Origin of the sequence: Burkholderia sp. AcTa6-5, assembly GCF_017815075.1 — a bacterium.
GTDB classification, from domain to species: Bacteria; Pseudomonadota; Gammaproteobacteria; order Burkholderiales; family Burkholderiaceae; genus Burkholderia; species Burkholderia sola.
In genome coordinates this window covers 60,815-83,104 of sequence record NZ_JAGIQE010000028.1, presented here as the reverse complement: position 1 = coordinate 83,104, position 22,290 = coordinate 60,815, and the positions used below count along the sequence as shown (strand labels likewise).

The 22,290-nt window shown below is 66.2% G+C and carries 17 protein-coding genes and 3 pseudogenes; 7 read left to right on the top strand and 13 right to left on the bottom strand.

The features are described 5' to 3' along the window. Positions 1-206 precede the first annotated feature (206 nt). A pseudogene (locus J8I33_RS34630) lies at positions 207-634 on the top strand (hypothetical protein); the annotation flags it as partial. Here the strand turns inward: J8I33_RS34630 and J8I33_RS28935 are convergent. The 8 genes and pseudogenes from J8I33_RS28935 to J8I33_RS28900 all read right to left on the bottom strand — a co-directional run bounded on the left by J8I33_RS28935 (position 621) and on the right by J8I33_RS28900 (position 10,125). Further along, positions 621-2,735: a phospholipase C, phosphocholine-specific gene (locus J8I33_RS28935; protein ID WP_209939572.1), complete on the bottom strand. Its 2,115-nt coding sequence runs from the start codon at positions 2,733-2,735 to the stop codon at positions 621-623. The pseudogene J8I33_RS34630 and the gene J8I33_RS28935 sit on opposite strands and share 14 nt — an antisense overlap. Positions 2,736-2,777: 42 nt before the next feature. Beyond that, positions 2,778-2,981, bottom strand: coding sequence for a hypothetical protein (locus J8I33_RS28930; protein ID WP_124846496.1), 204 nt, complete (start codon positions 2,979-2,981; stop codon positions 2,778-2,780). A 184-nt stretch (positions 2,982-3,165) separates the two neighbouring features. Beyond that, positions 3,166-3,504 (bottom strand): DUF1493 family protein, encoded by a 339-nt coding sequence (locus tag J8I33_RS28925; RefSeq protein ID WP_209939571.1) that lies wholly within the window; start codon positions 3,502-3,504, stop codon positions 3,166-3,168. Further along, a pseudogene (locus J8I33_RS28920) lies at positions 3,504-3,936 on the bottom strand (STM2901 family protein). The gene J8I33_RS28925 and the pseudogene J8I33_RS28920 overlap by 1 nt, the downstream one beginning before the upstream one ends. Positions 3,937-4,462: 526 nt before the next feature. Next, positions 4,463-6,463, bottom strand: a complete 2,001-nt coding sequence (locus tag J8I33_RS28915) for an acetyl/propionyl/methylcrotonyl-CoA carboxylase subunit alpha (RefSeq protein ID WP_209939570.1) — start codon at positions 6,461-6,463, stop codon at positions 4,463-4,465. A gap of 36 nt (positions 6,464-6,499) precedes the next feature. Then, positions 6,500-7,285, bottom strand: coding sequence for an enoyl-CoA hydratase/isomerase family protein (locus J8I33_RS28910; RefSeq protein ID WP_209939569.1), 786 nt, complete (start codon positions 7,283-7,285; stop codon positions 6,500-6,502). A 19-nt stretch (positions 7,286-7,304) separates the two neighbouring features. Beyond that, the gene (locus tag J8I33_RS28905; RefSeq protein WP_209939568.1) at positions 7,305-8,912 is read right to left on the bottom strand and encodes a carboxyl transferase domain-containing protein; all 1,608 of its coding nucleotides are present in this window, start codon (positions 8,910-8,912) and stop codon (positions 7,305-7,307) included. A 31-nt stretch (positions 8,913-8,943) separates the two neighbouring features. After that, positions 8,944-10,125: an isovaleryl-CoA dehydrogenase gene (locus J8I33_RS28900; protein ID WP_124556307.1), complete on the bottom strand. Its 1,182-nt coding sequence runs from the start codon at positions 10,123-10,125 to the stop codon at positions 8,944-8,946. 171 nt (positions 10,126-10,296) lie between these two features. Between J8I33_RS28900 and J8I33_RS28895 the strand changes: the two genes are divergently transcribed. Further along, complete coding sequence (locus J8I33_RS28895) at positions 10,297-11,043, top strand: TetR/AcrR family transcriptional regulator (protein WP_050016225.1); 747 nt, start codon at positions 10,297-10,299, stop codon at positions 11,041-11,043. Between the two features lie 66 nt (positions 11,044-11,109). Here the strand turns inward: J8I33_RS28895 and J8I33_RS28890 are convergent, their stop codons facing one another. Further along, on the bottom strand, positions 11,110-11,598 hold the full coding sequence (locus J8I33_RS28890) for a MarR family winged helix-turn-helix transcriptional regulator (RefSeq protein ID WP_050016226.1): 489 nt from the start codon (positions 11,596-11,598) through the stop codon (positions 11,110-11,112). Positions 11,599-11,800: 202 nt separating this feature from the next. On the opposite strand from J8I33_RS28890, the gene J8I33_RS28885 reads away from it, so the two are divergent. Together J8I33_RS28885 and J8I33_RS28880 are read left to right on the top strand one after the other, a co-directional pair. Continuing rightward, positions 11,801-12,880: an aromatic ring-hydroxylating dioxygenase subunit alpha gene (locus J8I33_RS28885; RefSeq protein WP_050016227.1), complete on the top strand. Its 1,080-nt coding sequence runs from the start codon at positions 11,801-11,803 to the stop codon at positions 12,878-12,880. Beyond that, entirely contained in the window at positions 12,877-13,842 is a 966-nt protein-coding gene (locus J8I33_RS28880) for a PDR/VanB family oxidoreductase (RefSeq protein WP_209927844.1), read from the top strand. Before J8I33_RS28885 ends, J8I33_RS28880 begins: the two co-directional genes overlap by 4 nt. Positions 13,843-13,964: 122 nt before the next feature. On the opposite strand, the gene J8I33_RS28875 is transcribed toward J8I33_RS28880, so the two are convergent. Next, a complete protein-coding gene (locus J8I33_RS28875) occupies positions 13,965-14,411 on the bottom strand; it encodes a hypothetical protein (RefSeq protein WP_050016231.1) in 447 nt (148 codons plus the stop codon). A gap of 401 nt (positions 14,412-14,812) precedes the next feature. On the opposite strand from J8I33_RS28875, the gene J8I33_RS28870 reads away from it, so the two are divergent. After that, positions 14,813-16,981: a TonB-dependent siderophore receptor gene (locus J8I33_RS28870; RefSeq protein WP_209939567.1), complete on the top strand. Its 2,169-nt coding sequence runs from the start codon at positions 14,813-14,815 to the stop codon at positions 16,979-16,981. 13 nt (positions 16,982-16,994) lie between these two features. On the opposite strand, the gene J8I33_RS28865 is transcribed toward J8I33_RS28870, so the two are convergent. The 3 genes and pseudogenes from J8I33_RS28865 to J8I33_RS28855 all read right to left on the bottom strand — a co-directional run bounded on the left by J8I33_RS28865 (position 16,995) and on the right by J8I33_RS28855 (position 20,733). Beyond that, the gene (locus tag J8I33_RS28865; protein ID WP_050016234.1) at positions 16,995-18,920 is read right to left on the bottom strand and encodes an SMP-30/gluconolaconase/LRE-like region family protein; all 1,926 of its coding nucleotides are present in this window, start codon (positions 18,918-18,920) and stop codon (positions 16,995-16,997) included. A 442-nt stretch (positions 18,921-19,362) separates the two neighbouring features. Next, a pseudogene (locus J8I33_RS28860) lies at positions 19,363-19,473 on the bottom strand (aldehyde-activating protein); the annotation flags it as partial. 66 nt (positions 19,474-19,539) lie between these two features. Beyond that, positions 19,540-20,733: a porin gene (locus tag J8I33_RS28855; RefSeq protein WP_209927840.1), complete on the bottom strand. Its 1,194-nt coding sequence runs from the start codon at positions 20,731-20,733 to the stop codon at positions 19,540-19,542. A 303-nt stretch (positions 20,734-21,036) separates the two neighbouring features. Here J8I33_RS28855 and J8I33_RS28850 point away from each other — a divergent pair, with 303 nt between their 5' ends. Both J8I33_RS28850 and J8I33_RS28845 read left to right on the top strand, forming a co-directional pair. Further along, positions 21,037-21,675, top strand: a complete 639-nt coding sequence (locus tag J8I33_RS28850) for a LysE family translocator (protein WP_209927838.1) — start codon at positions 21,037-21,039, stop codon at positions 21,673-21,675. Between the two features lie 12 nt (positions 21,676-21,687). Further along, positions 21,688-22,224, top strand: a complete 537-nt coding sequence (locus J8I33_RS28845) for a GNAT family protein (protein ID WP_209939566.1) — start codon at positions 21,688-21,690, stop codon at positions 22,222-22,224. Positions 22,225-22,290: the final 66 nt, after the last annotated feature.

The following is a 22,290-nucleotide window of genomic DNA, read 5'->3' as shown; positions in this document are numbered from 1 at the left end:
TTAAAATCTCGCAATTTTCCGCCAATAATGCAATATCAGAATCTTCCGAGAGAAATCCATGGGATGATTTTTAGTTCAATGGAATTACTGGAAAATTAACGAGCCCCAAAAGTTGGGAGCTGGTACCTGCTGCAAAGCAACACGTCCAACATCACGCAGCACCGGTTCGTACAATCCGTCACCCCTAATCGCTCTGCCGGTATGTCGTCGAGCGGCTGCTCGAAGGATCTGACCGGCTGCGCGCGCAAGATATCGGCCGGCGGGCGTTCAACTCGGGCGTGATCGCGTTCCGGCGCACCGAACGTAACGATGCGATCGCCGCGCGGCAGGACAGGTCGAGCGTCTATGCCAGCGATGGCAACCCGCTGCATTCATGCGCGCGATGGAGCGCGACGGGCGGTTGCACGGCGAAGGCGCGCCCGATCTCGTCAGCCTCGACACGCCCAGGCTGTTTCGCCGTGCGGATCGCTACATCGGGCATGATCAAGGGATGTGGCCCACCCCGCGCGCAGACGATGGCGCACGACGGCGAACCGCCGCACTGAAGCCGCCGATTCGGAATCGGAACCGCAAACTCCCGCACCGGGTGGATTCAACCAGCCGGCGCGCGTCGGTTACCGTCAGATCGCCGTGACCGTCGGCGCGACGGCTGCAGGATCGGTGATGCTCGGCTTGCCGGTCTCGACGTGCCCCGCGATGCGACGCATCCAGTCTGCATTGCCGGCCACCGCAAACTGCAGGTCGTACCACCGGCCGCTGCACGACAGGTCCCAGTGCGCCTCGATACGCTGCCCGGCCGGGACGGTCAGCGTGCGGGCCGCGCCGCCGTATGCGACGTCGGTTGCGGTGACCGTGAGCGGACCGGTGCCCGCATTCGCGATCGTCACGTAGAGATCGCCGTTCGCCACGTCGTAGCACGGCGTGATTTCCGGCTTGGCCGCGGCGTCCGCGACAGCGGACCCCGCGAAGCGCCGGAAATAGCCGTTCGGCCCCCACACGCTCGCCAGGTAGTTGCCGTTCGCATCGAGCGCCCACGTATCGGTCAATTGCTTGCCCGCTTCAACCGTATAGCGGCGCGGCATCGCGGTGGGATCGCCCGTATAGACCCAGAAGTGCGCGCCTTGCGTGCCGGTATTCGCGAACGTCAGCGCATAGCCCTGCGCCTGGAGCTGGCCGGTCACGTGCAATTCGTACGGCAGCGCGCGCGCCGGCCGCGTGCCGGGTTCCTGCGCGGTCACGACCTGCTGCGCGGTGCTGGCCGGCGCGGTCTGCGACGACGCGCGCGAGCATTGCAGGTCTGCCTGCGCGACATACGCCTGCGTGCTCGGCAGGGTCGGCAGCGTCGCATCCGACTTCGAGAAGTCGAGCGCCGACGTCAGGTCGCCGCAGATCGCGCGACGCCACGGCGAGATGTTGGTCTCCATCACGCCGAAGCGCTTCTCGATGAATTGCAGCACCGACGTGTGATCGAACACCTGCGAGCACACGAAGCCGCCCTTCGACCACGGCGACACGACGAACATCGGCACGCGCGGGCCGAGGCCGTACGGCAGGTTGTCGGCCGTATAGGTGCCGGCTTGCGTCGCAGTCACGACGTTGTGCCGCTCGAGCGATACGTCCACGGTGCTCATGCCCGAGCCCGGCAGCGTCGGCGCCGACGGCGGCACGACATGGTCGAAGAAGCCGTCGTTCTCGTCGTACATGATCAGCAGGACGGTCTTGCTCCACACGTCCGGATTGGACGTCAGCGCATCGAGGATCGTCGACAGGTAGTACGCGCCGTACAGCGGCGTGAACTTCGGATGCTCCGAATACGCGGCGGGCGGCAGCAGCCACGACACCTGCGGCAACGCATTCGCCTGCACGTCGGCTTTGAGCTGCGTGATCGGACGCGTGCTCATCCCGCGCGTCTGCAGCGACGAACCGGCCGGCGCGTTCACGAAGTTGTCGAAGCACGCCAGCATGTTCGTGCCGTAGTTGCCGGTGAAATTGTCGAACCCGGTGCCCTGCTGATAGATCTGCCACGAGATGCCGGCTTTTTCGAGCCGCTCAGGGTAGGTCGTCCAGTTGAAGGGCGGTAGCTGGACCTTGTCGAACGGGTTGTCGATGTAGTCGGTGTTGTCGAGCAGCGGGCCGCCGCCCGTGCCGAGCGGATCGACCATGCCCGTCATCAGGTACATGCGGTTCGGGTGCGTGTTGCCCGGGATCGAGCAGAAGTAGTTGTCGCACACCGTGAACGCATCCGCGAGCGCGTAGTGGAACGGGATGTCGTCGCGAACGTGATAGCCCATCGTCATGTTCGACTTCTGCACGGCCCACTGGTCCGCGCGACCGTTGTCGATCGCGCCGTGCGTCGTCGCCCACGTATGCGGCAGGCCGCCGATACATTGCGCGTTGACGCCCGGATTGGTCGTGTCGTAGCGAAACGGTGCGATCACGCTCGACTTGTCTTCCTGGCGCGGCTGGAACCACACCGGCTTGCCGTTCGGCAGCGTGACCGGGAAGCGGTCGTTGTAGCCGCGCACGCCGCTCAGATGTCCGAGGTAGTGGTCGAACGAGCGGTTCTCCTGCATGAACACGACGATGTGCTGCACATCCTGGATCGTGCCCGTCACGGTGTTCGGCTCGATCGCCAGCGCCTTGCGGATCGATTCCGGCAGCAGTGCGGTGGCGGCGGTCGCGCCGGCGAGGCCGGCAGAGAACTTCAGAAAATCGCGTCGCGAATGAATGGCCATGCTGATTGCTCTCGATGGGATTTCGGGTGGAAACGGCCGATATCAGGAAGCAGGCGACGAAGCAGGCGCGGTGAAACCCGGCGGGCAGCGCATCTGCGCGGTGGCGACCACGGCGCCGCCACACGCGGCCTTCTGCTGCGCAACGGGCGCGGCGGGTGCGGTCAGGTCGTCGTTGCAGGCACCGAGGACGGCGGCCAGCGCGACCAGGCCGGCGACCGCGAAAGGCCGTAGGGCCGACGTTCGCATAACGGTTCTCCGTGAGGATGATGACGTGACGCGGACGCGAAGCCGCGCCGGTCATATCGACGCCGAGATGCTATGTTCGACTTGTGACACGACGGTGTCGCGCGACAGGGGCCGACGCGCATGCAGATCACCGCGTTGATGCGGAAATGACAGGTGCGCCATCGGCTGGCCCTTTTTCGAACCGTTACATCGTCCACCGTCCGGTTTCAATCGCCGCCTCCATCATTTTGATGGTGAGCGGACGCTCCAGTATTTTGTCCCTGGCGTCGGCGCTAAATGGCGACCTGAATACCGCCATCAAGAATCGACTCATTCCCAGTTTCCGCGCAGGATAATAATAATCAATGTCGAAACCGGAAATATCGACACCAAACGTTTCCGAAAACCTCCGCATCAATCTCAACATGGCCTTGTCGGAAATTTCAAGATCGATGCAGAGATCCGTGTCCTCGGTAATCTCGAGTTCGCCCCATAGTGGCGAATCGGCCTCATCCCGCACCATCTCCATCAGACGACCGTCCATTAAAAGCGATCCTCCTGCTTGACCAAGCCATTGTACGTGACTGTCGAGCGATACATGATGACTGATATATCGATAGCGGTAATGATCCAGCCGACCACCGGCACGGCCCGACCGACAAAGGCGCCGAGCTCCCGGGTAAATTTGATCTTGAGCAGCAGGAGGCTCCTGAATGACGTTACCGTCGGCAGAATTTTGTACTTGATTTCATAGGGCAACACTTTTCTCGATACCCCGGATGCGATCGAAGTCCCCTTAACCGCTCCGCCGAATTTCCCTCGGGTCGGCAGGAACCTCTGACCTAACAAAATCATTGCGATCCCGACGGCATCATCGATACCCAATTCATCACAGGCCACTGTCGATGACAATCAGGCAGAAAAGTTCTGGCGGGGTAAGGTCGATATGAATTCCGTATTTATATTTGTTCGCCATCTCAGTCTTTCTCTCGGCTACATTGCGCAGGACACTGGGCCGCACATCCCGGCGATTACGCTAACGCAACCATGTCGCGCACGGACGGAAACGCGCAGCCGTTTCTCCAATCGAGCCGGACTTTCCGGGCACTCCGGAAAGCAGTCGCGATCGCGTGCGGCCTTTCTCCACAAGAGGAAGCAGGCAGTGCGTTTTGGCGAAGAAGTTGGACAGGGCCCGGTTTCGATCTTTGAACAACTGTTGCAATGGGCGAGCAAACCGGCCGGGGCAAAGTAGCGCGGGTCGAGCGCGCCGGTCACCGGCGAGAATCCGGGATTATTCAAAAATCTTGAAGATGCGACACGCAAATTATTTGTTTTTGTCTATGCGCGACGAGAGCGACGATCACTGCACAAGAATGCGATGTCGTCCTGATGAAAGGCACATCAGGTATTCGCAGCCGGATCGCGTCGGGGACGCCCGGATAATGCGGGGCACGACGGCCCGTGCGTGAGAGCCGGCAACGGCCCTCACGTGTATGCAACGCTCAGCCTTCCGCCATCATCAGCAACTGCGCACCGTCCGCGACCTGATCGCCGACGCCGTACAGCACTTCCGCGACGACGCCCGCGCTCGGCGCGCCGATCGTATGCTCCATCTTCATCGCTTCCATCACGATCAGCGGCGTACCGGCTTCGACCTTCTGGCCCGGCTCGACCAGCACCGCGATCACCTTGCCGGGCATCGGCGCGGTCAGGCGGCCGCCGCCCTGCTCCGCGTCGCCCGCATGCGCAAGCAGGTTGCGCCATTCGAACGTCTCGGCCGCGCCCTGCGTGAACACGTGGAACGTGTCGCCGTCCGCATACACGCGGCCGCTGCTGCGCACACCGCCCAGCGTCACGTCGAAATCGAGCGGCGTGGCGCCGCGCGTCCATGCGAACGGTTGCGCCGCCGCGTCGCCGATCGCGATGCGCGTGCCGGCGCCGTCGTGCTCGTACGTGACCGTCACGTCCGCTTCGCGCTCGGTCGCATGCCATTCGAGCGTGCGGCGATAGCCGCCGTTCAGCCGCCAGTCCGGCAGCGAACACCACGGCCACGCACCTTCCTGCGCGGCGGCGCCACGCTCGCGTGCGAGCAGCGCGGCACATGCGAGTGCGAGCGTCGCACGCGGCGGCTGTTGCGGCGCGAACAGCGCCTCGTGGTTGCGCTCGATCAGACCCGTGTCGAGATCGGGGATCGCGAACGGCTCGCACGCAACGATCCGCTGCAGGAACGCGGCGTTGGTGTGCAGGCCGACCACTTCGCACGCGCGCAGCGCACGCTGCATCAGGCTCAGCGCTTCCGCGCGATCCGCGCCGTGCACGATCAGCTTCGCGATCATCGGATCGTAGAACGGTGTGATCGCATCGCCTTCGCGCACGCCGCTGTCGACGCGCACCGCCGCCCCGATGTCGAATTCGACGCCTGCCGGCAGCCGCAGATGCTTCAGCGTACCCGTCGACGGCAGGAAGCCGCGCGCGGGGTTCTCCGCGTACAGGCGCGCCTCGAGCGCATGACCGTGCACGCGCAGTTCCTCCTGCTTCAGCGGTAGCGGCTCGCCCGACGCGACGCGCAATTGCCATTCGACGAGATCGAGCCCCGTGACCATCTCGGTCACCGGATGCTCGACTTGCAGGCGCGTGTTCATCTCCATGAAGTAGAACGCTTCGCCCGTCATGATGAACTCGACGGTGCCCGCACCGACGTAGCCCACCGCGCGCGCGGCCGCGACGGCCGCCTCGCCCATCGCCTGGCGCACGTCCGCATGCAAACCCGGTGCCGGCGCTTCCTCGAGCACCTTCTGGTGACGACGCTGCACCGAGCAGTCGCGATCGAACAGGTAGACGGTATTGCCGTGCGTGTCGCCAAACACCTGCACTTCGACGTGGCGCGGGCGCATCAGGTATTTCTCGATCAGCACGCGGTCGTTGCCGAAGCTGCTCGCGGCTTCGCGCTGGCACGACGCGAGCGCCGCCGGGAAATCGTCGGAGCGTTCGACCACGCGCATCCCCTTGCCGCCGCCGCCTGCGCTCGCCTTCAGCAGCACCGGGTAGCCGATCCGATCGGCTTCGCCATGCAGGTTGGCCGCGTCCTGGTCGTCGCCGTGATAGCCGGGCACGAGCGGCACGGCGGCCGCGTGCATCAGCGCCTTCGCGGCAGCCTTCGAGCCCATCGCCGCGATCGCGTCGACCGGCGGCCCGATGAACACGATGCCGGCCTCTTCGCACGCGTGCGCGAAATCTTCGTTCTCCGACAGAAAGCCGTAGCCGGGGTGAATCGCCTGCGCACCGGTCGCGCGCGCGGCGTCGATGATGCGCTCGATGCGCAGGTAGCTGTCTGCCGCGGCCGAGCCGCCGATATGCACGGCCTCGTCGCACGCGGCCACGTGTTTCGCGTTCGCATCCGCGTCGGAATAGACGGCGACGCTCGCGATCCCGAGACGTTTGCACGTCGCAGCGACGCGGCACGCGATTTCGCCGCGGTTGGCGATCAGAATCTTGTCGAACATGGCTTCGATGTCGTCCGGAAGGTTGAGGTCACGCAATCATTCACGCCACGACGGCGTGCGCTTTTCGAGGAAGGACGCGATCCCTTCGCGCGCTTCCGCGCCGGCGCGGGTCTTCGCGATCCAGTCGGCGGTCTGCTCGATCAGCGTCGCGTCGAGCGCGCGCCCGGCCACGTCGGCGACGAGCCGCTTGCACGCCTTCACGGCGTCGGGGCCGTTCGCGACGAGCGTCGCGGCCAGCTTCGCGACCGTTTCGTCGAGCGCGTCGGCCGGCACCGCGTCGTGAATGAAGCCGAGCGATGCGGCGCGCGCGCTGTCGAACACTTCGGCCGTCGTGAAGTAGCGGCGCGCCGCGCGCTCGCCCATCGCACGGATGACGTACGGCGCGATCGTCGCGGGAATCAGCCCGAGCCGCGCTTCCGACAGGCAGAACTTCGCGCCGTCCGCGGCGATCGCGATGTCGGCCGCCGCGACGAGGCCCACGCCGCCCGCATACGCGTCGCCATGCACGCGCGCGATCACCGGCTTGCCGCAGCGATAAATCGCTTCGAGCATCCGCGCGAGCTTGCGCGCATCGGCGCGGTTCTCGTCGTCCGAGTAACCGGCCATCTTCTTCATCCAGTTCAGGTCCGCGCCCGCGCAGAACGCGGCGCCTTCCGCGGCGAGCACGATCGCGCGCACGCCTTCGTGCGCATCGAGCCATTCGAACGCGGTGGTCAGCTCGGCGATCGTCGTCTCGTTGAACGCATTGCGCACGTCGGGACGCGCGAGCGTGACGGTCGCCACGCGGCCGGCTTCGCTGACCTTGATCGTTTCGTATCGCATCGGTCGGTCCTCCCGGGCGTTACATGCGGAACACGCCGAAGCGCGTGTCGTCGATCGGCGCGTTCATCGACGCGGCGAGGCCGAGCCCGAGCACGTCGCGCGTCTGCGCGGGGTCGATCACGCCGTCGTCCCACAGCCGGGCGCTCGCGTAATACGGATGGCCCTGGCGCTCGTACTGGTCGCGAATCGGCTGCTTGAACGCATCTTCTTCCTTGGGCGACCACGAACCGCCCTTCGCTTCGATGCCGTCGCGGCGCACGGTCGCGAGCACCGACGCGGCCTGTTCGCCGCCCATCACCGAGATCCGGGCATTCGGCCACATCCACAGGAAACGCGGGCCGAACGCACGGCCGCACATTCCGTAGTTGCCGGCGCCGAACGAGCCGCCGATGATCACCGTGAACTTCGGCACCTTCGCGTTCGACACGGCCGTCACCATCTTCGCGCCATGCCGCGCAATGCCTTCGTTCTCGTACTTGCGGCCGACCATGAAGCCCGTGATGTTCTGCAGGAACACGAGCGGGATCTTGCGCTGGCAGCACAGCTCGATGAAATGCGCGCCCTTCACGGCCGATTCGGAAAACAGGATGCCGTTGTTCGCGACGATCCCCACCGGATGGCCCCAGATGTGCGCGAAGCCGGTGACGAGCGTCGTGCCGAAGCGCGCCTTGAATTCGTCGAATTCGGAATCGTCGACGATGCGCGCGATCACCTCGCGCACGTCGAACGGCTTGCGCGTATCGACCGGAATCACGCCGTACAGGCTCTTCGCGTCGTAGCGCGGCGGCTTCGGCTCGCGCAGCGCGACCGGCGGCGCGATCTTCGGCGCGAGGTGGCCGACGATGTTGCGCGCGATCGACAGCGCGTGCGCGTCGTTCTGCGCGAGATGGTCGGCCACGCCCGACAGGCGCGTATGCACGTCGCCGCCGCCGAGATCCTCGGCGCTCACTTCCTCGCCGGTCGCGGCCTTCACGAGCGGCGGCCCGCCGAGGAAAATCGTGCCCTGGTCCTTCACGATGATCGACTCGTCGCTCATCGCCGGCACGTACGCGCCGCCGGCCGTGCACGAGCCCATCACGACGGCGATCTGCGCGATCCCCGCCGCCGACATCGTCGCCTGGTTGAAGAAGATGCGGCCGAAGTGATCGCGATCGGGAAACACGTCGTCCTGGTTCGGCAGGTTCGCGCCGCCCGAATCGACGAGGTACACGCACGGCAGCCGGTTTTCCGCGGCGATTTCCTGCGCACGCACGTGCTTCTTCACGGTGATCGGGTAGTAGGTGCCGCCCTTGACCGTCGCGTCGTTGCACACGATCACGCATTCGCGGCCGGCAATGCGGCCGATGCCGGTGATGACGCCCGCGCCCGGTGCGTCGTCGTTGTACATGCCGTTCGCGGCGAGTTGCGAGAACTCGAGGAACGGCGCGCCCGGATCGAGCAGTTGCGCGATGCGATCGCGCGGCAGCAGCTTGCCGCGCGACAGGTGCTTGTCGCGCGCGGCCTGGCCGCCGCCTTGCGCGAGCTGTTCGATCTTCGCGCGCAGGTCGGCGACGACCGCCTCGAGCGCGGCTGCATTCGCGCGGAAGTCTTCCGAACGCGGGTTCAGTTTCGATTCGATGATCGGCATCGACGGGGCTCCGTTCGCGTGACGTAGGGCGTTACATCGTTTCCGCGAACAGCTCGCGGCCGATCAGCATCCGGCGGATCTCGCTCGTGCCGGCGCCGATCTCGTACAGCTTCGCATCGCGCCACAGGCGGCCGACCGGGTATTCGTTGATGTAGCCGTTGCCGCCGAGGATCTGGATCGCCTCGCCGGCCATCCACGTCGCCTTCTCGGCCGTGTAGAGGATCACGCCCGCGCAGTCCTTGCGGACCTGGCGAATGTGGTCGCTGCCCGCCGAGTCGAGATGGCGGCCGACTGCGTACAGGTACGCGCGGCACGCCTGGAACGTGGTGTACATGTCGGCGACCTTGCCCTGGATCAGCTGGAATTCGCCGATCGACTGGCCGAACTGCTTGCGATCGTGGATATACGGCACCACCGCGTCGAGACACGCGGCCATGATGCCCGTCGGGCCGCCCGACAGCACCGCGCGCTCGTAGTCGAGGCCGCTCATCAGCACCTTCACGCCGCCGTTCAACTGGCCGAGGATGTTCTCTTCCGGCACCTCGACGTCCTGGAACACGAGCTCGCCCGTGTGCGAACCGCGCATGCCGAGCTTGTCGAGCTTCTGCGCGACCGAGAAGCCCTTCATCCCCTTCTCGACGATGAATGCGGTGATGCCGCGCGAATTCGCTTCGACGTCCGTCTTCGCGTAGACGACGAGCGTATCGCAGTCGGGGCCGTTGGTGATCCACATCTTCGTGCCGTTGAGCACGTAGCGATCGCCGCGCTTGTCCGCGCGCAGCTTCATGCTGACGACGTCGGAGCCGGCGTTCGGCTCGCTCATCGCGAGCGCGCCGATGTGTTCGCCGGACACGAGCTTCGGCAGGTATTTCTGCTTTTGCGCTTCGGTGCCGTTGCGGTGGATCTGGTTCACGCACAGGTTCGAGTGCGCGCCGTACGACAGGCCGATCGACGCCGATGCGCGCGAGATCTCCTCCATCGCGACCATGTGCGCGGTGTAGCCCAGGTTCGCGCCGCCGTATTCCTCGGAGACGGTCATGCCGAGCACGCCGAGATCGCCGAACTTCTTCCACAGATCCATCGGGAACTGGTCGGTGCGGTCGACCTCCGCCGCGCGCGGCGTGATTTCCTTCGCCGCAAACGTCGCGACGGCGTCGCGCAGCATCTCGATGTCTTCACCGAGCATGAATTGCACGCCGGGCAGGTTGATCATGTCTCCTCCGTCTTCCAGAAAGTGTGTCGCACTCACCGATTTCTGAGTTTCGCTCAAATCGAATGAATACGGGTATTCATTGACCAATACAGCGGAAATTTTGTACAGTTTCGCGCCTCGCCGGGTTCGGCGTCAATAGTTTTCTGAGTGATACTCAGATATGATGCGAGCATGACAGCCGCTCCCGCCGACACCATGACCGCCACCGCCAAAGCCGACCGCGCCGACACGCCGCGCGCACCCGCCGGGCGCAAGTCCCAGCAGCGCGTGCAGGACATTCTGCGCGCCGGCCGTGAAGTGTTCGCCGAAAAGGGTTACGAGCATGCGACGGCCGCCGAGATCGCGCAGCGCGTGGGCGTATCGGAGGCGACGGTGTTCAGCTATTTCCGCGGCAAGCGCGAGCTGTGCGCGCGAGTGATCGCCGACTGGTACGACGAAATCATCGCCGCGTTCGAACACGGGATGCCGCGGGACGCATCGGTGCAGCAGCAGTTCGCGTTCATCGTGCGCACGCACCTGCGGCTGATGCTCGTGAACGGGACGGGGCTATGCGCGCTGGTGCTGTCGGAAGGCCGCGCGAAGCAGCATGCGCTGAGCGACGAACTCACCGCGCTGCAGCGCCGCTACACGGCGCCGCTGATGGACGTGCTCGCGCGCGGCCAGGCGGCCGGGCAGGTTCGCGCGGATCTGCCGCTGAGCCTGCTGCGCTCGATGGTGTTCGGGCCGATGGAGCACGTGCTGTGGGATGCCATCCTCGGGCACCGCAAGCTCGATACGGAAACGACGGCCACGCAATTGATCGACATGCTGTGGGCCGCGATGCAGCCGCCGGCGCCGGAGCAGGCGGCGTTGGTGCGCTTCAGGAATGAAGTGGCGGAAGCGGTGCGGCGGCTGGAAGGGGAAGCGTCACGCGCGTGACGCGGATGAGCAGCGCGGCGACCGCCTCGCCGCAGCCTCTGCGCCGTCGCTCACGGCGCGGCGCCACTACGAATCCTCGCTGACGCGCAGCGGCGCGCGACTCTGCTCGTTGTTCAAATGCACGAACTTGCGCAACAGCCGCATCAATTCCTGCGAATCATCTTCGCCCATCCCGTCGAACAGCCCGGCACGCAGTTCCTGCACCGACGGAATCAGGTGGGTGAGCAGCTCGACGCCCGCCGGCGTCAACAACAGACGCCGCTGACGCCGCGGCAGCACTTCGCGGACGATCAATCCTTTCGCTTCGAGCCGGACCGCGAGATCCGCGGTGGTCGACGTGTCGAGCGCCACCCGCTGCGCGAGCGTCACCTGGTCGAGCCCCGGATTCTCGTAGAGCATCCGCAGCACCGCGTACTGCACGGGCGTCACGTCCCGGCCCAGCTTCTCGTAGAACATCGCGACCGCGATCTGGTGCGCGCGCCGGATCAGGTGCCCCGGTTCGTCGTACAGGTCGATCGGGAAAGCCGGCAGGTCGGCGGGATTCGTTTTTTCCATGAATGAGTCGATGACATAGGCGGCACACGCCGGTTGCGCGCGCCGTCGGCATGGCGCTGCGTCGCGCCATTTCCCGGGAAAACCAGTATACCGCTCGCCTTGTTTCCGCCAATCTCAATGCGTACACTGAATCTCATTCAGTACACGGAATGAAGATCGGGCCGCATCCCCGGCGGCACCGTCCCCGAAGGAGACAAAGAACATGTTTCTCAAGAACGCTTGGTACGTGGCGTGCACGCCCGATGAAATCGACGGCAAGCCGCTGGGCCGCAAGATCTGCAACGAATCGATGGTGCTGTACCGCGCGGCGGACGGCCGGGTCGCCGCGCTCGAGGATTTCTGCCCGCATCGCGGCGCGCCGCTGTCACTGGGATTCGTGCGCGACGGCGTGCTCGTGTGCGGCTATCACGGGCTCGAAATGGGGTGCAACGGCAAGACGGCCGGCATGCCGGGCCAGCGCGTCGGCGGTTTCCCGCCGATTCGCAGCTTCCCGGCGGTCGAGCGGTACGGCTTCGTGTGGGTCTGGCCGGGCGACGCGTCCGAAGCCGATCCCGCCAAACTGCCCGCGCTGGCGTGGGCCGAGGATCCGGCCTGGGCGCACGGCGGCGGCCTGTATCACATCCGCTGCGACTACCGGCTGATGATCGACAACCTGATGGATCTCACGCACGAGACCTACGTGCATGCGTCGAGCATCGGCCAGAAGGAAATCGACGAAGCGCCGCCGAAGACGGTGAGCCATGGCGACGAGGTCGTCACGAGCCGCTTCATGGAGAACGTGATGCCGCCGCCGTTCTGGCGGATGGCGCTGCGCGGCAACGGGCTCGCCGACGACGTGCCGGTCGACCGCTGGCAGATCTGCCGCTTCACGCCGCCGAGCCACGTGATGATCGAAGTGGGCGTCGCGCATGCGGGCCACGGCGGCTACGACGCGCCGGCGCACAAGAAGGCGTCGTCGATCGTGGTCGACTTCATCACACCGGAGACCGACACGTCGATCTGGTACTTCTGGGGGATGGCGCGCAACTTCCGGCCAGACGATCGCGCGCTGACCGCCGAGATCCGCGAAGGCCAGGGCAAGATCTTCTCGGAAGATCTCGAGATGCTCGAGCGACAGCAGCGCAATCTCGAGCAGTGGCCCGAGCGCACGCTGCTCAAGCTCAACATCGACGCCGGCGGCGTGCTGTCGCGCAAGGTGATCGACCGGCTGCTCGCCGCCGAAAACGCGGCGAGCCCGCAGCGGCCCGCGATTCCGGTCGCGCAGGTCAGGGAAGCGTCATGAGCGGCGCGACATTGACGGTCCGCGTAGCCCGCAAGTGGCAGGAAGCGCGCGACATCTGCGGCTTCGAATTCGTCAGCGACGACGGCTCGCCGTTGCCGCACTTCGACGCTGGCGCGCATATCGACGTGCATCTGCCGGGCGGGCTCGTGCGCCAGTACTCGCTGTGCAACCACCCGGCGCAACGCGATCGCTATCAGATCGCGGTGCTGCGCGAGGCCGACGGCCGCGGCGGGTCGCGCGCGATTCACGACGAAGTCCGGCAAGGCGATACCGTGCGGATCGGCCTGCCGCGCAATCAATTCCCGCTCGCGCCCGACGCGCCGCACCATCTGTTGCTCGCCGGCGGGATCGGCGTCACGCCGATCCTGAGCATGGCGGAACGGCTGTGCTCGGCCGGCATCCCGTTCGACATGCATTACTGCGCGCGTTCGGCCGATCGCATGGCCTTCGTCGAGCGGATCAATGCGGCCGGGTTTCGCGATCGCGTCCGCTTCCACGTCGACGACGGCGCTCCCGCGCAACGCTTCGATCTGGCTGCCGTGCTGGCCGGCGCGCCCGACGGCACGCATCTGTACGTATGCGGCCCGCGCGGCTTCATGGATGCGGTGCTGAACGCCGCGCGCGAGCGCGACTGGCCCGACGCACGGCTGCACTATGAGTTCTTCGGCGGCGCGGTCGCATCGTCCGGCGCGGATCGTGCATTCCAGGTCAGGATCGCGAGCAGCGGCAAGGTGATCGACGTGCCGGCCGAATGCACGGTGATCGCGGCGCTGGCGGCGAACGGTGTCGACGTGCTGACGTCGTGCGAGCAAGGCGTGTGCGGCACCTGCCTGACCCGCGTGCTCGAAGGCGAGCCCGATCATCGCGATGCGTATCTGACCGACGACGAAAAAGCGGCCGGCGACCAGTTCATGCCGTGCTGCTCGCGATCGCGCACCAACCTGCTGGTGCTCGATCTGTAGATCGGTAGTCGGACCGCCCGACACGCGGCGGCCGACCCCACGATAACGAAGACGATCGATGGTGCTGCAACCCGAACCCGCCCAACCATCGCACGCCGCCCCGCGCCCATCGCTCAGTCAGCTCAATCGGCGAGCCGGCAATGCGACAGCTTCAACCCCGGCAGCACCGGCGCATCGACATAGCCTTCGTTCACGCAACTGAACCGGAACGCCGCCGACGTGACGAACGGCTTGATCTCGCCGCCGGGGAATTTCGGCTTCAGCGCGTCCTGGTCGGCCACGTCGAAATGCGTGTCGAACTGCTCGCCGTCGGCCGTCAGCGCGCCGAAGTACGTGCCGCCCGGGTCGCTGCCCATCCGGATCACGGCGCCGACGAACGTGACGCGCTTGCCGTCGTATTTCGCCTTCGCGGCGGCCATGTCCTGCGTATACGCCTCGATCATCGCGCCGTAGTGCGCGTCGATCGCAGGTTCGGCGTTCGAAGCCGCACACGCGGCCTGGTGAACGCCCGTCAGCAGCGCGCAGGCCGCAAGCGCGGCCGCCGCGAACGGCGCGGAAATCTTCTTCAAGGGTGGTCTCCCGTCTAGCGTGGTGGTTGAAATGATCGAAGCCCGGCGCAACGCCGGCTGAATGCGCTTGCGTCGCTTTAATCGTTCGAATGGCGGTACACGGCTGCGATCACTTCGTCGCCCGCGCGGTCGTGCGCGGTGCGTGGCGTCGCGCCGAGCGCGACGTGACAGGAAGATGACATGGTGCGGCCCCCGGCTCTCTCGTTGAATTTCACTGCGTCTGATTTTGGCCGCTACGGTAGCAGACGGCCGACAGGCCGGCAACCCAGGGCCAAGCGTTGCCCGGTCGCCCCATTACAATTGCAAATGGTTCTCATTACATATATCATGCGCGTCCTGTACGCAACGCAACGCCGCGGCCCGCGCCACGATCCTCAGCACTCCTCTTCCCGCCTCGATTCATGCCATCCCGTCGAACGCCCTGCCGTGTCCGGACCCCGCGTCCGTGGCACACGCGCCTGCCTGCCCTGCTCACCCTGTGCGCCGCGACCGGCGCGCATGCGGCCGGCGCCGAACCCGTTGCCCCCGCACCGGCTCCGGCGACCGCCGCCGAACACGAACTCCCGGCGATCAGCGTCAATGCATCGGCCACCGTCGATCCGACGATCGGCTATCAGCCGCGCACGACGAGCATCGCGGGCGGCGACGACCGTCCACTGAAGGAGATTCCGCAATCGGTCGCGGTGGTCAGCAGCAGCGTGATGCAGGACCAGCAGGCGCGCTCGCTCGACGACGTGCTCGGCAACATCAGCGGCGTCACGCAGACGAACACGCTCGGCGGCACGCGCGACGCGTTCATCAAGCGCGGCTTCGGGTCCAACAACGACGGCTCGGTGCTGGTCGACGGCGTGCGCACGCCGGTGCTGCACAGCTATCTCGCGACGATCGATCGCGTCGAAGTGCTGAAGGGCCCCGCTTCGCTGCTGTACGGGATGCAGGACCCGGGCGGCGTGATCAATCTCGTCACGCGCAAGCCGGAAGACACGTTCGGCGGTTCGATCTCCGCGTCGCGCACGAACCACGGCGGCAGCACCGCCCAGTTCGATCTCACGGGGCCGCTCGGCAAACCCGGCCAGATCGCGGGCGGCACGCTCGCATTCCGGCTGACCGGCGAATACGACACCAGCCGCTACTGGCGCAGCTTCGGCCGCGAACGCAATGCGCTGATCGCGCCCGCGCTGTCGTGGCACGACGCGAACACGTCGATCGACGTCAGCTACCAGTACGTCGACTACACGATGCCGTTCGACCGCGGCACCGTGCTCGTCAACGGCCAGCTCGACGATGCGCTGCGCTATCGCCGCTACGAGGAAGCGTGGTCGCAAAGCAGCGGCATCCAGGAAACGCTGCGTACGCGCATCGAGCACCGCTTCTCCGATGCATGGCGCGTACGCGCGACCTACGGCTGGGGCCGCGACCGTTACGACCAATACATCACCCGCGCCACCGCGTTCAACAGCAGGACCGGCGCGCTCACGCGCTCGTCCGATGCGAACCTCGGGCGCAACGATTCGGACCAGATCGCGACGCTCGGCCTGCTCGGCAACGTGACGCTCGCGGGCATGCAACACGCGATCTACGTCGGCGGCGAATACGAGCGGCAGCGCAGCTTCCGCGGCGACACGATCCGCGGCAAGGCGACGACGGGCTTCAATCTCTACGATCCCGCGTACGACCTGCTCGCGCCGGGCGGCGTGCCGAATCCGAAGCAGAGCGATTCGCGCTCGGTCGTGCATGCGTATTCGACGATCGTGCAGGACTCGGTGAAGATCACCGATCGCCTCACTGCGGTCGGCGGGCTGCGCTGGGAAAACTGGCAGCAGGAATCGGGGATGGGCCGGCCGTTCGTGTTCGCCGACCGCTCGCGCGGCAGCGTCTGGCTGCCGCAGTTCGGGCTCGCGTATGCGTTGACGCCGGCGCTGACCGCCTACGCGAACGTGAGCCGGTCGTTCAAGCCGAACGTCGCGTCGAACGTCGCGGCGCCGCTCGCGCCGGAATACGGCCGCGTGCTCGAGGCCGGGCTGAAGTTCAGCCTGAAGCCCGCGATCACGGGCACGCTCGCCGTCTACCAGATCGACAAGCGCAACGTCGCGGTCACGGTTGGCGACATCACGTCGACGATCGGCACCGCGCGCTCGCGCGGGATCGAGCTGGACGTCGCCGGGCAGATCACGCGCCACCTGAGCGTGATCGGCAGCTATGCGTATACGAACGCGAACGATCGCGACAGCAACACGCCGCTCGTCAACGTCGCGCGCCACACGGGCAGCTTGTTCGCGGTGTACGACACGGCCATCGCGAACCTGCCCGGGCGCTGGCGCTTCGGCGGCGGCGCGCGGCTCGTCGGCGCGCGGCCCGGCGACACCGCGAACAGCTTCTCGCTGCCCGGCTACGTGACCGTCGACGCGTTCGCGGCGTACGAAACGACGATCGGCAAGTTCCCGACCCGCTTCCAGCTCAACGTGAAGAACCTGCTCGACAAGACCTACTATCCGTCGAGCAGCAGCAACCTCATCGTCGCGGTCGGCGAGCCGCGGCTCGTCACGCTGACGACGACGGTATCGTTCTGACGGCCTGACGCGCTCACGGACGCCAGCGATACACGACGATGCTCGAGCCGTTGTAGTTGTCCTTCGTGATCACGTATTCGCCGGTCGAGCGCAGGTACGCCTGCACGCCGTACATCGAGTCGACGTCGTTGCCGACGTCCATCGCCGACGCGTTCGAGTTCGTCAGCGTCGTGACGAGCGCGCCGGTGTTCAGGTCGAATACGTCGATGTTCGGCACGGTGTGCACATAGCCGACGAACAGGTAGTGGCCGGCCGCCGCGATCGATTTCGGGTTCGCGCTCGTCAGGTTGATCACCGGGTTCGGGGTGCTCGTGTTGCCGTTCTTCCAGCCGCGATAGACCTCGATGTGCCCGTTCATCGCGGTCCAGTCCCAGTTGCCCGCGAGGCCCTGCGCGAGGATCATCGTGTCGCTGTCGGCCTGGTAGAGGATGCGCGTCACGGGCGCCACGCTGCTCGGCACGGCCGTCGTCACCGGCTTGCCCCATGACGGCTTGCCGGTCGCGTCGAAGCCCGTCATCGGGTAGCGCGTGATCACGTTGGAGCCGTTCAGTCCGGCCCACACGTCGCCGTTGCCGTCGATGTCGAAGCCAGCCGTCACCTGCAGCGTCGTGTTGAACGGCTTGCCGGGCAGCGAGCCGGCCGGAATCGCGATATAGCCGCTCGCGGTGTTGAAGTAATAGAAGTTGAAGTTGCCCGGATTCTGGCCCGACGCGACGAGGATCCGGTTGCCGCCGACCGTCACGAGCTGGCCGAAGTGCTGGCCGCGCTGATAGTCGTTCATGTCGAGGCGCGGGTCCTTCGGATAGGTGAACGGGTCGATCGTGTTCGCGACGAACGTGCCGCCCGCGGTGCCTGTGTACACGTTGTTGCCGCTGAAGAACAACGCGCCGTCGGTCGCGGGATCGGGCGCGGCGATGCCCTCGAAGTTCAGCGCCTGCAGCTTCCATTGCAGCGTGCCGACCGGGCTGTACGAATGCAGATCGGTGCTGCCGTTGCGGCCGAGATCCCAGCCGCCGCCCCACGCGTTGTTCAGCACGTACAGGTTGCCGGCCGCATCCTTGCCGAGCGCCGCGACGCGCGTGAAGCGCTTGTCGCCGACCTGCCCCTTGATGCCCGTCGTCGTGTCGAGATAGCCGCCCTGCACGCCGAACGTACCGACCTGCACCGGCATCCCGGGCAGCCCGCCGTACACCTTGATGTTCATGTCGGGCCCTTCGTCGCCCACCATCAACCGGCCCATCGGCGCATCGAAGTACAGCGACGCCGGCCGCGCGCCGGCCGCCATCTGGAGCGTGTTCATCGCCGCACCGGTCGCGCTGAACTGCGCGACGACGCCCGCGCTCTTGCGCGCGACCCACAGGTTGCCGGCCGCGTCGAGCGCCAGCGCGCCGGGGCCCGTGACGCCGATGTCGCGCTGCCACACGCCGTCGGTCGTATAGACGCGCACGCGGTTGCCGTAGAAGTCGCTCACGTACAGCAGGTTGCCGCCCGTCGCGAGGCCCGTGATCACGTCCGCATACTGGATGCCCGTCCACGTGCTGACCGGGATGCGCAGGTCGCGCTGGTTCGTGCTGCGGTTGTAGCGACCCACCGAGCCGCTGCCGAACGTGCGGTTGTAGCCGAGCGCGACGAACAGCGACGTCGAATTGCCGGTGATCGCGCCGCCGTGGAATTCGTCGTGGATGCCGATCGTGCCGAGCGGCTGGCCGTTCTGGTAGATCGCGACGCCGCCCGCGTTCTCGTCCCAGCGCGACGCCGTGTAGATCACGCCTTCGGGCGCGACCCACATCGAGCGCGCGCCGTTGCCGACGTGCGAGGCCAGCGTGCCGTACGTGTTCGCGAGCCAGTCGGTCGAGTACTGCGCCTGCGCGTGGCTTGCCGGCGCCAGCAGCGCGATGCACATTCCGAGCAACGCCGCTCGGATTTGTTTCATTGACATGAATAATGCTCCCAGACGAACAATGGTCGACACTGTAAATCGCGGCGCATGAAATATTGGTGATTCCGGCAAATGCGCATTCGCCGTCCCCCGAATTATTCACTCCACGCCTTTTGGCGTCCGGCGCTTTTTCGTCAACGATCGAAAAATCTTCGAAACCGCGCCGTGACGGCCTGCCAGCCGCGCGGTTTCGGCGCATCCCCCGGCATTTTCTTCCGGGTCATCCAATGCAAATACGTCATTTTTTCTGACATGACCGCATTGCCTTTTTCATCCGGAATTCTTTTTGATTATTACAAATAGAAATTAAAATGAAAGGGAAAAATATTGTCCGGCGCGATCGGCTTTTCGCGATTTCGGGCACGGAAGGGAAGCGGAGGAAAAGGAGGCGTGCGGCGGGAAAAACCGCGCGTCGGCCGGACCGGCGCACGACGGCGATCGTTCAGCTCGCCGGATCGAGCGTCGGGCCGTCCCGGCCGTCGACGTATTTCGGCAGCGCATCGACGACGTCGATCACGCGTTGCCGGTAGAACACGTGCATCGTCGGCGGCAGGCAAGCATGCCGACAACGACGCCCGCAGCAGCCGCGGGCCCCGTTGCACGCGCAACGATCGCCGCGTCAGAACTTCTGGCGCAGCCCGAGGCTCACGATCGCCTGCGATCGCGAGTCGGACGAATGGCCATTCGCCTTGTCCGACACCGACGCGGTCGCGGCCACCGGCCGGCCGAGCGCGTCGAGCGTCGTGCCGGACGCATGCTGGTACGCGCCGAGCAGATACACGCTGGTGCGCTTCGACAGGTCGTAGACCGCGCCGAGCGTGACGTTGTGATACTGCGCGCGGTTGTCGATGCCGTCGACGTCGCTGCCGCGCGTGTAGCTGTAGCCGGCGAACAGTTGCGTCTGCGGCTGCACGTTCCAGCGCGTGAACACGCCCGCGACGTTGAACGTCGCATGCCCGGAGAACAGCGACTGCGCGCCGCTGCGGTACTGCACGTTGCTGTAGTTCACCCCGACGACGGCCGGGCCGAAGTCGTACGTCGCACCGGTCGCGATCACCTGCTGCGACTGCGCGCTCGCATAGCCTTCGTTGATCGACGAATTGAACAACCCGTCGTCGGTGCTCTGCCACTTGCCCGCCGTCGGATCGGTCGCGCCCGTCTTGCTGTTGTCCGAGCGCTCGTAGCCGACGCCCACGCGCAGCGGCCCGGCCGCGTACGCGGCGCCGACGCTCCACGTGTTGCGCTGCTTCATGCTGCCCGGCTGGCCGCCGAAGCCGTACAGTGCGCCGAACGTGAAGCCCGCGTAGTTCGCGCTCGTGTACTTGATCGAACTGTCGACGCGCGCGGTCTGGTCGAGATCGTCGATGTCGCCCGGGTGCGCGCCGAAGCCGCCGATGAACGACGACGGGCCGACCGGACTCACGAAGTCGTCGAGCGACGTGTATTGGCGGCCGAGCGTGATCGTGCCGTAGCGGTCGCTGCCGACGCCGACGAACGCCTGCCGGCCGAACTGGCGGCCGCCCTGGCCCGACGTGCCGTTGGTGATGTCGAAGCCGTTCTCGAGGACGAACAGCGCGCGCATCCCGCCGCCGAGACCCTCGGAACCCTTGATGCCCCAGCGGCTGCCGGACAGGTTGCCGGTCGTGAGCCCGACGCTCGAATGCCCGGTGTACGCGCCGGCCGAGCCGACCCGTTCGTTGCTGCGATAGGTCACGCCCGCGTCGACGATGCCGTACAGCGTGACGGAGCTTTGCGCGGCGGCGACACCGGCGAGCGAGAGCAGCAGCGGCGCTGCGATCAGTTGCTTGTTCATGGTTGGTTGTCTCCGGGCGGTGAACCCGTTGTTCTGGCTGGCTGTGGCGAGTAGCGCGCACGGACGCCGACATCCGCCGGCGGTGCGAGACCGGCGACGTCCGCGCGCGACGACGGGCGGGCATGCCCGCTGCGGCCGGTATGGTAGTTGGAACCGGTTCCTTTCCAAAGCGGAATAATGACAACAGTTTCTTGTCAAAATTGAGATAGTCTGAGACCGGCCGGGAGCGCGGTCGCCGCGCCTGTACAGCGCGGGGCGACGCGGACGATAATCGGCTGCGCGCCTTCAACCGGGAACTCCTTCATGCGTGAAACGACCCTGCTGATCTTCGCCGCCGTCGCGTTCGTCGGCATCGCGACGCCCGGCCCGACCGTGCTGCTCGCGCTGACCAACGGCTCGCGCTACGGCGTGCGCCGCGCGGCCTACGGTTTCGCGGGCGCGATGCTGTCCGACTTCGTGCTGATCGTCGCGGTCGCGCTCGGCCTCGGCGCGCTGCTGATGGCGTCGGCGTTCTGGTTCTCGGTCGTGAAGTGGCTCGGCGCCGCCTATCTCGCGTATGTCGGCATCCGGCTGCTGATGTCGAAGGGATCGCTCGATGTCGCGGCGGCGCAGCGCGGCGCGGGTACGGCGTCCGAACGCAACGCGTCGATCTTCGCGAAAAGCTTCCTGACCGCGGTGACGAACCCGAAGGGTTATCTGTTCTTCTCCGCGTTCCTGCCGCAGTTCCTCGATCCATCCGCGCCGCTCGCGCCGCAGTACGTCGCGCTCGCCCTCACGTTCGCGCTGCTCGACGGCGTCGTGATGTTCGGCTACGCGCTGCTCGGCGCACGCGCGGTGCGGCTGCTGAAGCGCTCGGGCGCGCTGTGGCTCGAACGCACGTGCGGCGCGATGCTGCTCGCGCTCGCCGGTTCGCTCGCGCTGTACCGGCGCCATGCCGCGTAGGCGCCCGGTTCGATGAGAGTCGCCGCGCCGCCGGGCGCCGGATTCCCCGGCCTGTCGCTCCGGCAACTCGAACGCGCGGACCTCGACGCGTGGTACGCGTACCTGTCGAACCCCGACGTTTTCCGTCACACGAGCTGGAACCTGCGCTCGCCCGACGATCTGCTGCCGCTGCTCGACAACATCGAATCGACCGATCCCGATTCGATCCGGCGCCTCGCGATCGTCGACACCGCATCGGGCGCACTTGCCGGGACGGTCGGATTGCATACGGTGTCCACCGTGAACCGTTCGGCGGAGATCGCGTACGACCTCGCGCCGTCGCACTGGGGGCGCGGCATCGCGAGCGCGGTGTGCGACGCCGTCACCGCGTGGGCATTCGACGAAGGCGGCTTCAACCGCATGCAGGCCGTCGTGCTGACCCGCAACGCGGGCTCCGCGCGCGTGCTGCAGAAGTGCGGCTACCGCTACGAAGGGCTGCTGCGCGCCTACAAGATGGTGCGCGGTACGCCGGGCGATTTCGCGATGTACGCGCGGCTCGCGACCGACTGACGCGCCACCGCGCCGCGCGTCACGCGCCGATGCCGCGACGCAATTGGACGCCCCGCGCCGAATTGG

Bases quoted from the DNA above. Each gene is read 5' to 3' on its own strand.
- J8I33_RS28935 (WP_209939572.1), bottom strand. From the start codon at position 2,735: ATGGCCATTCATTCGCGACGCGATTTTCTGAAGTTCTCTGCCGGCCTC.
- J8I33_RS28930 (WP_124846496.1), bottom strand. From the start codon at position 2,981: ATGCGAACGTCGGCCCTACGGCCTTTCGCGGTCGCCGGCCTGGTCGCG.
- J8I33_RS28925 (WP_209939571.1), bottom strand. From the start codon at position 3,504: ATGGACGGTCGTCTGATGGAGATGGTGCGGGATGAGGCCGATTCGCCA.
- J8I33_RS28915 (WP_209939570.1), bottom strand. From the start codon at position 6,463: ATGTTCGACAAGATTCTGATCGCCAACCGCGGCGAAATCGCGTGCCGC.
- J8I33_RS28910 (WP_209939569.1), bottom strand. From the start codon at position 7,285: ATGCGATACGAAACGATCAAGGTCAGCGAAGCCGGCCGCGTGGCGACC.
- J8I33_RS28905 (WP_209939568.1), bottom strand. From the start codon at position 8,912: ATGCCGATCATCGAATCGAAACTGAACCCGCGTTCGGAAGACTTCCGC.
- J8I33_RS28900 (WP_124556307.1), bottom strand. From the start codon at position 10,125: ATGATCAACCTGCCCGGCGTGCAATTCATGCTCGGTGAAGACATCGAG.
- J8I33_RS28895 (WP_050016225.1), top strand. From the start codon at position 10,297: ATGACAGCCGCTCCCGCCGACACCATGACCGCCACCGCCAAAGCCGAC.
- J8I33_RS28890 (WP_050016226.1), bottom strand. From the start codon at position 11,598: ATGGAAAAAACGAATCCCGCCGACCTGCCGGCTTTCCCGATCGACCTG.
- J8I33_RS28885 (WP_050016227.1), top strand. From the start codon at position 11,801: ATGTTTCTCAAGAACGCTTGGTACGTGGCGTGCACGCCCGATGAAATC.
- J8I33_RS28880 (WP_209927844.1), top strand. From the start codon at position 12,877: ATGAGCGGCGCGACATTGACGGTCCGCGTAGCCCGCAAGTGGCAGGAA.
- J8I33_RS28870 (WP_209939567.1), top strand. From the start codon at position 14,813: ATGCCATCCCGTCGAACGCCCTGCCGTGTCCGGACCCCGCGTCCGTGG.
- J8I33_RS28865 (WP_050016234.1), bottom strand. From the start codon at position 18,920: ATGTCAATGAAACAAATCCGAGCGGCGTTGCTCGGAATGTGCATCGCG.
- J8I33_RS28855 (WP_209927840.1), bottom strand. From the start codon at position 20,733: ATGAACAAGCAACTGATCGCAGCGCCGCTGCTGCTCTCGCTCGCCGGT.
- J8I33_RS28850 (WP_209927838.1), top strand. From the start codon at position 21,037: ATGCGTGAAACGACCCTGCTGATCTTCGCCGCCGTCGCGTTCGTCGGC.
- J8I33_RS28845 (WP_209939566.1), top strand. From the start codon at position 21,688: ATGAGAGTCGCCGCGCCGCCGGGCGCCGGATTCCCCGGCCTGTCGCTC.